This window comes from Duncaniella muricolitica (assembly GCF_910574735.1).
Lineage (GTDB): Bacteria > Bacteroidota > Bacteroidia > Bacteroidales > Muribaculaceae > Duncaniella > Duncaniella muricolitica.
This window is the reverse complement of sequence record NZ_CAJTCF010000107.1, coordinates 1-10,128: the sequence shown is the minus strand read 5'-3', so window position 1 is coordinate 10,128 and position 10,128 is coordinate 1. Positions and strand designations below refer to the sequence as shown.

The 10,128-nt window shown below is 45.8% G+C and carries 8 protein-coding genes; 5 read left to right on the top strand and 3 right to left on the bottom strand.

Annotation, left to right across the window (positions count from 1 at the left end; all coding sequences use genetic code 11):
- The first annotated feature begins 232 nt into the window (after window positions 1–232).
- The 4 genes from QGT73_RS16050 to QGT73_RS16035 all read left to right on the top strand — a co-directional run bounded on the left by QGT73_RS16050 (window position 233) and on the right by QGT73_RS16035 (window position 5,372).
- The gene (locus QGT73_RS16050) at window positions 233–649 is read left to right on the top strand and encodes a hypothetical protein (RefSeq protein WP_280123113.1); all 417 of its coding nucleotides are present in this window, start codon (window positions 233–235) and stop codon (window positions 647–649) included.
- 5 nt (window positions 650–654) lie between these two features.
- Entirely contained in the window at window positions 655–1,818 is a 1,164-nt protein-coding gene (locus QGT73_RS16045; protein WP_279111392.1) for a hypothetical protein, read from the top strand.
- 9 nt (window positions 1,819–1,827) lie between these two features.
- Window positions 1,828–4,710, top strand: a complete 2,883-nt coding sequence (locus QGT73_RS16040) for a hypothetical protein (RefSeq protein ID WP_279111394.1) — start codon at window positions 1,828–1,830, stop codon at window positions 4,708–4,710.
- A 92-nt stretch (window positions 4,711–4,802) separates the two neighbouring features.
- Window positions 4,803–5,372, top strand: coding sequence for a ComEC/Rec2 family competence protein (locus QGT73_RS16035; RefSeq protein WP_279111396.1), 570 nt, complete (start codon window positions 4,803–4,805; stop codon window positions 5,370–5,372).
- A gap of 24 nt (window positions 5,373–5,396) precedes the next feature.
- Here QGT73_RS16035 and QGT73_RS16030 read toward each other — a convergent pair whose 3' ends face one another.
- From QGT73_RS16030 to QGT73_RS16020, 3 genes are all read right to left on the bottom strand, one after another.
- Window positions 5,397–6,821: an AAA family ATPase gene (locus QGT73_RS16030; protein WP_280123112.1), complete on the bottom strand. Its 1,425-nt coding sequence runs from the start codon at window positions 6,819–6,821 to the stop codon at window positions 5,397–5,399.
- A 413-nt stretch (window positions 6,822–7,234) separates the two neighbouring features.
- Window positions 7,235–8,641 carry an MBL fold metallo-hydrolase gene (locus QGT73_RS16025; protein ID WP_280123111.1) on the bottom strand — a complete coding sequence of 469 codons (1,407 nt, stop codon included), beginning with the start codon at window positions 8,639–8,641 and terminating at the stop codon, window positions 7,235–7,237.
- Entirely contained in the window at window positions 8,638–8,826 is a 189-nt protein-coding gene (locus tag QGT73_RS16020; protein ID WP_280123110.1) for a hypothetical protein, read from the bottom strand. The genes QGT73_RS16025 and QGT73_RS16020 overlap by 4 nt, the downstream gene beginning before the upstream one ends.
- 448 nt (window positions 8,827–9,274) lie before the next feature.
- On the opposite strand from QGT73_RS16020, the gene QGT73_RS16015 reads away from it, so the two are divergent.
- On the top strand, window positions 9,275–10,128 hold an 854-nt coding region (locus QGT73_RS16015), incomplete at its 3' end, for a transposase (RefSeq protein WP_280123109.1).

The following is a 10,128-nucleotide window of genomic DNA, read 5'->3' as shown; positions in this document are numbered from 1 at the left end:
AAACGTACTTGTCTTTTAACATAACAGCCTGATTCAGACTGCAAAGTTAATTTCAAATCGTCGCATCTCAAAAACGCTCACAACAAATTGAATTTCAATAATTTCAAAGTACTCTTATGATTTTTTAGTGGACACTAATGATATTCAGTATATGGGCGTATTAGGCGGCGCAATCGGCGCAGGTTTAGGAGCTGTCGGGAGTATTTTCGGCGGCATATCTGCATCTAAAGCCATGAAACGTATTAAAAAGAATTTGCAGGAGCAGAGGCGCAAAAATCAGGATTGGTATGATCGACGCTATAATGAGGACGCAACCCAGAGGGCCGATGCACAGGCAATCCTGACGAGGACCGAGGAGTCTATCCGTAACCGCAACAAACAAGCTGCCGGTGTTCAGGCTGTCATGGGCGGCACAGAAGAAAGCGTAGCAGCGGCGAAAGCAGCCAACAACGAGGCTCTTGCTACTGCAACTACCAACATCGCTGTCAACGGCGAGGCTCGAAAGGATGCTATTGAGAGTCAATATCAACAAAACGACGCGAACATTCAGCAAGCACTCAACGACCTTGAGCAGAAGAAAGCGGCCAATATATCACAGGCCATTCAGGGCGTGACACAGGCCGGTGCTAACATCGCGGGAATACTTTAACGACTATGGCAGTAAAACCCGAAGAAATATTAGCAAGAGGTCAAGGACCGGTGCAGACGACGTGGGCTGATGAAGCCACACAACCGACTGCACCGGTTAAGACTGTGCAACCACAGCTCCCTGTGGCCACTGATGAGCCTACCGGCGTTGAGAGTGTCAGCTATGACACTACAACCGCACAGGGCGAACCGAACAATCCCAAGAATGCCCGCGAGGTCGTGGAGCGTGGCGTTGTCAATGTCGCCAATCCTCAAACGGCCACCGATACCGAGCATGTTACCCCTGTCGATGAACAGCAGACAGCCCCCGAAGGTAAGAAGCTGTCCTACGTTGAAATGTTCCAGCAGATGTCGCCGTATAAGCCCCCGACACCTGAGGAACTTGAAAAGGAGCGCAAGAAGCAGAAGCGAGAGGCAATCTTCGCCGCTATCGGCGAGGGTATCTCGGCTATGAGCAATCTCTACTTCACTACACAGTATGCACCCAACGCTTTCGACCCCTCGAAAGGTATGGCCGCAACCACAAAAGCACGTTTCGACCAACTGAAGAAAGACCGGGAGGATAATCAGCGGCAATATATGGAAGGATTCATGCGTGCTATGCGCTGGGATGCTGAGGACGCACGAGACGAGCGGAATTGGAATCACACAATAGAGCGTGAGAAAGTGGCCGACCACTACAAGGAAGCCGCCGACGCTCGTGCGCAAGCCAAGGCCGACCGTGATGCTGCTATGGCTCAACTCCGCATGGACTTGATGCAGGGCAAAATCAATCAACAGGAAGCCGCCGCCGAGGCCAAGCGTATTGAGGCTGACTATGCCGAAGCCTATTGGCAGTCGCGTATCAACAAGAATAACTATCGCCGTCCGATTGGTTCAGGTAGCCGTGGCGGCGGTGGAAAAGCACCTGAATATCCGTGGTACGACCGCGATGGCAATCTTCACTACGCTTCATCATACGAGGCTATGCGGCAAAATGCCCTCAATCATGGCACATGGAGCGAGGCTACGCAGGAAGTTGTTACTGAGCGAGAGCAAAAAGACCGCCGCGGCAACACCAAAAGCACAACATCATCGAACACGACCAAACCGGCAAAGGGTCACTCCGAGAAGCCACAACAGCAAGAGCCACCCAAGGAGAAAAAGAAAACAAATGTAAAATGGAAATAGTAAAGTGTTATGGCACAAGATAATAAATCACCTCTTTACACTCTATATGAGTCGCTTAAAGCCGATAATTACGATGTCCCCGACACATACGAGTCGTTTGAGCGCACTCTAAATGCATCAGGCAATGAGGGGACAAATAATCGTATGACGCTCTATAATTCTCTAAAAGAGAACAATTACGACGTTCCTGATACATATGAATCGTTTGCCAATACTTTATTCGCACCTGAACGCCCTGCCGCTCCTACTACCCCTGTCGATACGTTGGCTACTCCTACACCGCCACCGGCTACTCCTACCTCAGCCCAATACTTCAAACTGCGCCGTGGCGGCAAGGACTTCACAGTGTCGACCGACGAGGTAAATGCCGCCGGCGGTCTCGCCGGTTGGGCAGCAGCCAACCCCGGCGCACCTCTCCGCGTCTATATGCAGGGCAAAAAGGATGACGGCACCGACTTCGACGGCCATGTGGATCTATCAGTCGCTCATGACCGAAGCAAGCAACGCGGCTACAAGTACACGACAACAAGCGAAGCTATCGAAGATAAGCCGTGGCAACCTACCGAGCAGGAGAAGATCGCCATATCACGACAACTCAATCAAGTGCAAGCACAGACCGATGCAATGTTTGCCGAGACTCGCGAGCGCATGGAGAATGTTTCGGAGTATTACCGCGGTAATCGTGGCTTCGGCTTTCAGACTGTCGAAGGTAAGCCGGTACTCAATCCTGAAACCGGTAAAATGGAGAAAACATATCTCACACCTACAGGAGACCGCACGACGAGCAAGACTGCGGCCGATATGTCTACATTCAATTTCCGTCAAGCAATAGCCTCTGCCGATATGTCGGTGGGTGCACAGATTCGCCGTGCTGAAGCTGAACTCGCAGAACTGAAAAGGAAGTATGAAGATAGCAAGGGTCGTGTGCATGGAGAATGGGCAGATGACTATAAAAAGAACGATGCTCCTCTTGCTGCTGTCCTCGCCGCGAATACATACGTCCCGCGCCAGATGTCAGACAAAGAGAACTCTGCCCTGCGTGTCGCCATCCGGCAAAGGGAAGAGCAGCTCAAGGACTTGTACGAGGAACGTGACAGGCAGATTGGTAAGGATGTCGGCTTCTGGCGTGGGTTCGGTCGAGTTGTCAGCGACAGCCGCACCTGGGATTTTGGTACAGGTGATCTAATGGACGCTATGACCATGCTTAATGTCGACAAATATTCTGCCCCAGACGCTACTGAAGGCGAGAAACAAGCCGGTCAAGAAATGCTTAAGGCCATACATGACAAACAGCAAGTAGAAGAAATGTATGGTGGTAATGCGTCTTTCTGGAACAGGGCCGGTGTTATGACAGGCTATATGCCATCGTTCATGCTTGACTTTGCTCTTACAGGTGGTGGTTACGAAGTAATCAACGTGGCCGGAAAGGCCGCTGCTCGTAGCACTGCAAAACCAATAGGAGAAGCGGCCATTAAGGAAATGACCGAGTTAGGAGTGAAAGCCTATGCAAAGAAATACGGAGTCCGTGGCATTGGCCGCATGGCAGAGAATTGGACCATCAAGGCTCTTGGCACAACGGCAGATGACTTGCTTATTCGTGCTCCGCTTATGACCAATACAGTGCAGATCGGCAAGACCACCGCAGATATTATCGATCGCAAACTCGGTGATGTAGTTGTCGATGCCAATGGCAACTATGACTTCTCCAACGATAAAACTTGGGGAAGTGCAATATGGCAGGGTGAGGCCAACGCAATCATAGAGAACTACTCGGAAATGTTCGGCGCACACCTCGACGGCGTTGTACCGGCTCTTGCAAAGACTTTCGGCGGTAAGCGTATCAGCGGTATGCTTGCGAGAGCCAATGCGTCAAGCTACGGCCAAATCCTTGCTACCACCCGCAAACAGTTTGAACGCCTCGGTGTTTCTGACTACTTTGGCGAGGTCAGCGAAGAATATTACGGCCAGCTTTGGCGCACTATGCTCAATCTCGACGACGCATATACCAACGTGCCTGTCTATGACAAGCAGGGTAATCAGGTACTCGACGAGCAAGGTAACCCCGTCTACGAGCGCAAGAATCTTTTGTTTACAGGGCAGTTTCACGGTGATATCTGGGGTGGCATGGCTCTTTCTATGGGTCTTATGGGAGCAGGTAAATACACCCTATCTGGCATCGCTTATGGAAGCATGAAACATCAGGTGAACAAAGCCGACCGCAAAGCCGCTGAAATCTTCACTCCTGAACGTTGGGAGCCTATCCGTGAGATTATCGACAGCACTACCAACGATGATATGGGAGCACTCGCTGAAAGCATGGTCAATGACCCCAATCTTTCAGATGAAGAGCGTACCGCAGTCTTGGGCTATATGGAGCGTAGCCTTAATCTCCGTGGCCTCAATCTCGGTGCTATGGCGCAGAGTCGTGGTGTAGAAGATGAGGAAGGTGCCGAAATGACTCCATCTATCGAAATGGAAATTGACAGTGAACTCAGTCAATCATATATAGATGGCTACGAGGCTTCATCTCCACAAGAGATGAACGATGCACAAAATATGTTTGAGTATCAGCGTCAGAGAGTAGAGGGTATGTTTGATCCAAGTGTACTTGAATCTCTTGACGGAAATCCTATTGCCACTCTTATGGATATGTCGCAGACCGGCCTCTATTCTCAGGAAGAAATCGACGCCGCCCGCGACTATATCAATGCCAAGACCGTGCGCGACGGCATTCTGCAACGTGTCAATGACAATATCGACGAGCAGATTGCACAGAGCGATGCCATGATTAACGGTCGTGTCAATCGCCAAACCGGCATGATACAACCGGCAGTTATGACAATACAAAAGTTATTACACCAATATCATTTTGGAGTGATGATTACGCAATAAAAGCATTTCAAGCCAATAAAAGAGAGGTAGACTTCGTAAAAAGATTAAGAGAAATAAATAAACGTACGAAGTGTTCATTTAGTCCTATCGCAGTGCCTGCTGGTGGGTCATCATTAATTGATCGTATAAAAATTATAGCGGGTGTTGATGAACTTAGCTGTTCATTTGAAGCGGTTTCCCCATTTGTTGATGAGTTAAAAGGATTAATTGATGCTCACCTTGCTGATCCCAAGAATGTACAGCCACCTTCTCGAAACCAAACATCTGTTTCCATTTTAATCACAATTGGTCCATACAAATTGTTGTTTGGGGCAGATTTGCCAAATGCTGAAATAGAGCTTATGGATGAGGATAGAATAAGTAATATGGTTTTTCTGAAAATCCCACATCACTGTTCTGAATCCTCAAAGAGAATGCTCGACTATATTACACCTAATTCAAATATGTTGGCATGTACAACTGTATACAAATCAACTAAGCCAGGCAGTGAATTGCCACACTCTCAAATTTTATCTAACTACGTCAATCGATGTGACATGGTAGGATGTACAGGAAGTAATCCATTACATAATTGTGGAACAATTACCGCAGATTTTGATTTCTTTGGCAGTTCTGAATGTAAAATTAGTTTAGAAGGAAGTGCAAATATAGTGCATCAATAGGGTATTTGATAATTCCTCAAATTATCACAAGAATAAGTGACGCATTATAATTTCATTTTGGGCGATTGCCGAATGGGAGTTTTGCCTCAGTCCATAAGGAGTGACAAGCGTAATATGGACTGCCTTTTTGGTTTGGGTGGCTTCGATGAAGTTGCCGCGACGGTGACGGAGTTTCATTTCCTCGTCCTCGGTAATTGCGTACTCTTGCGCGGAGAATTTCATTTCGCATAGGTTGATTACTCCATCATTGCGGTCAATCAGCAGATCTATCTGTGTTTTATCAATGCCTTTATCCTCATTCGCTTCTGTTCTCCAACTATAGACATTTGACAGTACTCCGGATATGCCAAGAGCTTCCTTGATCTGAGCGATGTGTTGGAGACAAACTCTTTCAAAAGCAAGCCCACTCCAAGCTCGATGTAAGGGACTGCCAATATTATTAGTCCAGAAATGCGAATCGTTGTTCTTATTACCCTTTATATATTGGAAATAGAAGAATGTAAAGTTGTCAATCAGCTGATATAGTGCATCTTTTGAGTGCTTTCCAATACTATTATATTTCCTTATAAAACCACACCATTCAAGTTCATTAAGCAGTTTTGACAATTCACCTCCGGTGCGCACATTCGCCAACTTTGAAATTTCATCACGACTCAATCCTTTTGTTTTCTTTGCCAATGCCGATACAATGTCCATATATGGTTCCGGATTGTTAAACAAAGAGGCATACAATTGTTCGTACTCATGTGACAGACCTTCAACTTCATTTGAGAAGAACAAAGCATCAATATTCTGAGCCATACTAAGCTCTTTCTTCATCAAACTCCAATAAAAAGGAATCCCACCCATTATCATATAATTTTCAACTATCTGATAACGGCTCAACCCCAAATTATTCGCTTCTGAATATTGTTCGCATTCAAAGAGCGAAAAGGGATGGAGTAGGATTTTGTTGGTCAGTCGATTATGAAGGCCACCATGATTATTTATTAGCTTGTTGACAATCCAAGATGTTGCTGAGCCACAAGCAATAAGAAGTATGTCTTTTCTTGCCGAAGCCCAACTATTCCAAAAATGTTCCAATCCGGATATGAAATTGGAACGAGGAGTGTCCATCCACGGTAGTTCATCAAAGAAAACAATCTTTTTTCCTTCAGGTAATGAACCGAGCCACTCTTCTAATGCAAAAAAAGCCTCATACCAATTCTTAAATTGGTTATATTTCTTTCCAGAGCCAGTTTGAAGGGAAGCTCGGAAACTGAGGAGTTGATCCTTCATTTTTCCGCGAGCCAATCCCGTATGCTGGAAAGTAAACGAATAGTTGAAAGTCTCTCGAATGAGGAACGTTTTTCCTACACGTCTACGACCATATACTGCCACAAACTTAGAATATTCTGAGTTCGCGGCTTCCAATAGTTCTTTTTGCTCTGGCTTTCTTCCAATTATCATGTCTCTATATACTATTTTCAAGTGCAAAATTAAGAATAATATTTGACAAAACCTCGTTATAATCCGCCAAAAGTGGGTCAAAAACCATAGATTTGGCGGATTATAAGCATATTTTGGGATTAATAAAGGGTACTTCATAAGGGAATAGAAGGCCCAAAATGCAATAACGGGAACCATGCCCGGAATAATTTGGAAAGTCTGATAAGGTGGTATTATCTTTGCCGGAGAATTGAGAGGCAACCATCGCTATACCGGTTGTATATACTGAGATACATATACAACCTTGTGCTATATCCGGCGGAAAATATTTGGCGGGATTGAAAATTACACTTTATCTTTGCCGCTGAAAAAGTCCGGAGCCAACAGAGAGCAATGACCGCTCATGCACTATTTTGGCTATGGATGATTTTCTTTCATCGAATCGTGAACTTTTTTGAACAAAGCTTTGTTAGGAAAGTTGCGGTGGCAAATTTCGCGACCATAGCGGAGTGCGACATCGGCTCTGCCGTGACGGTTGCGCCCTTGTCCGCCGCTGACATAACCCACAGTCCAAGAGTGGGCTGACTCTCTATGAGCCGACCCCGATGGGTCGGACTCCCCACGCACAACACCGGAAGTGTGTGCCTGAACTTCGCAGCCGGATGCGCAATACCTTGCGAACAAATCGGCGTACGGGTACTTGCCCGAACCTTACAGCCTTCATTATATGCAGGTGAATCCGGATTTAAATATTCTTTCCACTGAGAAAGATACTTTTTGCTCTGATGCGCTGGAAACGATTCTATAAGCGACTCAAATTGTGTGGTAGGACGTGCTATCAGCACACAACCTTTCCAATTTATCAATTTCCTGAGCTTGGCAGGGATATAAAAACGTGAAGTCTTTTTAACCGTCCTATCAAGCTTGAGAACAAACGGGAGGCCTTTATCAAACTCATAACCCAAATCATAAGTATCGGACACTTCAGAACCATCCTCATCTATAAACTCAAAACGTTCGGTTTCATTACGCATCCAGTCATTTTTACCTATTACAGAGTTAAGGATGTAGTACTGATATTCATCCATCAGTACAATTCTGCCAGCCTCTGCAGCGGCGCGATAGATGCCAAAAATTCGGTCAATATTAGTGGATGAAACAAATACGGAGTTGTATTTATTTTGCTTGAACAGTTCTTTAAAATGTTTTTCTATTTTCCACTCTGGCTCGGCTTCATCTCGACTCCTTTCAATATTGGTTGCCTCACATACAACAGCGTCAGCATCGGGTAAAGAGGAAATGGTGTCCCAGAACTCATCACCGTAAAGACCATGAGCGCGGAAATCACCGGTATGGAATACTATAGATTCATCTGCACCATCAGTAATGATGAAGCCATAAGAATCATATGCCGAGTGGTCCATCTTGACCGGTCGGATAGAGAACGGTCCAATCGAAAATTCCTCATCCTCCATAAATGTGTGGATTAGGCCTGCACGCTCGTGCGATTTTCGCGCTTTTTCGCCTATCTCACCTTTAACATAAGAGAGACGTCGCTGAAGTTTGCGGTAAATTTCACAGCCGGTATACCCCATATATACAGGAATTGCCTCAGCCACCTCTGAAAGCTTGCCTATATGATCGCCGTGATAATGTGTTATCAGCAGAGCACTCTTTGATAAGTCTCCACAGGTAAGTCCTTCTATCTCCAACTTTTTGTCAAGTATAGGTACGCCCGGCAACTGTTCGCCGTAATCGACAAACAGTTTCCAGCCATTATACTCGTATTCGGTAACACATCCTCCTATTTGATTGGAGCCACGATGTACTGTGATTTTCATTTCCTTAATTTTTTGTCTTCCAAAACCTCAATGACATAGATTCCTTGTTTCCGATACTTCTCATTAAATAGATCGGAGTCCTTTCCGCTATAAGCGACGGCAAAGATTGGTTTAAGAGTTGTGTCAATATCCACATTTTTCGGAAGTAATCCAAGATTCTTTTTTACATTTATGACTTGAGCCATTTCTTTAGCAAATAGACAATCAATGTCATTGCCTATAGTATCGTCAAAGTCTTTTCTATGCACCTTTACGTTGGCGGAATTGTCGCTACTATCGGCTGCTGCGTTTTGCTTGAGTTCTACAACATACAGCTGACCTTTGCAATCAACCGCAATTATGTCAAAACGGCAAACCTTATTTTTCCCTTTGCTGTTTTTGGCCTTATTATAAAGTTTGTTTATGCTGACCGCAAATTCTATGTCTATTACCGCTAAATCGGATTCAGAATCGGTGGTTTTGTTTCGTTCAGTTATTGCTTGCTGATCGTCTCTTTCTTGATGCTTCCATTTGTCAAACCATGCGAGGGTGTTGCAGAACTATTCCTCAAAAAATAGCAAAAGCCTCAACTTTCACAAGCTGAGGCTTTTTTTATGTCCATAAAGTTTTGTAACTTTATGGTATTCAAAACTAGTGAATACAAAGTTAATGTATAAGTCTTACATACCCAACGACAATCTGCTCTTTCCGCCCAATTTGGGTGATTTTATCCCTGCGTATGCTCCTGCAAGGCTGATTTCGGATATAGTCGACCTGATGGATCTGAAAGAGATTCATGACAGTTATTCAAAAGCCTCCGACGGTCAGCCACCATATCACCCGGCAATGCTGCTTAAGGTTGTGCTCTTCGGCTACATGAACAACATATATTCCACACGAGCACTTGAGGCGGCCATGCAGCGTGATGCGCATCTTATATGGCTTTCATCATATCAGTTTCCTGACCATACGACAATCAGCCGTTTCAAGACACGGTGCATGCCATATATTAAGGTTATATTCTCGCGTCTGGTGTTGATATTGGTAGAGCGAGGAGAAATAGAACTGGCCAAAGACCTGTTCATAGACGGATCAACAATACGTTCACGCTCAGCACGCTGGCGTATAAAATGGCGCAGCAACGCCGAGAAGTTCGCGGCATCGGCAGATGCAGACATACAGGAAGGAGTCAAAGCCTTGCTTGAACAGGTTGAGAACGGAGACAATGCCGAAGACAACAGCCCCGGCCATGTCAGATATACAAAAGAAGAAGCCCGCGAAATAGCAGACCGCATTGAAGAGAAAGCGAAAAAAGAGGGACTTAAGAACGTCCCGGGCAAGATTACAGCTATCCGCAAGGCATGCGACCGCAAAGACGCTCATGACAAGACATTGGAGCAATGTGCCGACAGATGCGGAGTCGCGCCTACAGATCCTGAATGCGGCATCATGCACGCCAAGGAAGACGGATACGAAGGAATGGCGACACCCAACTACAATGTGCAGAT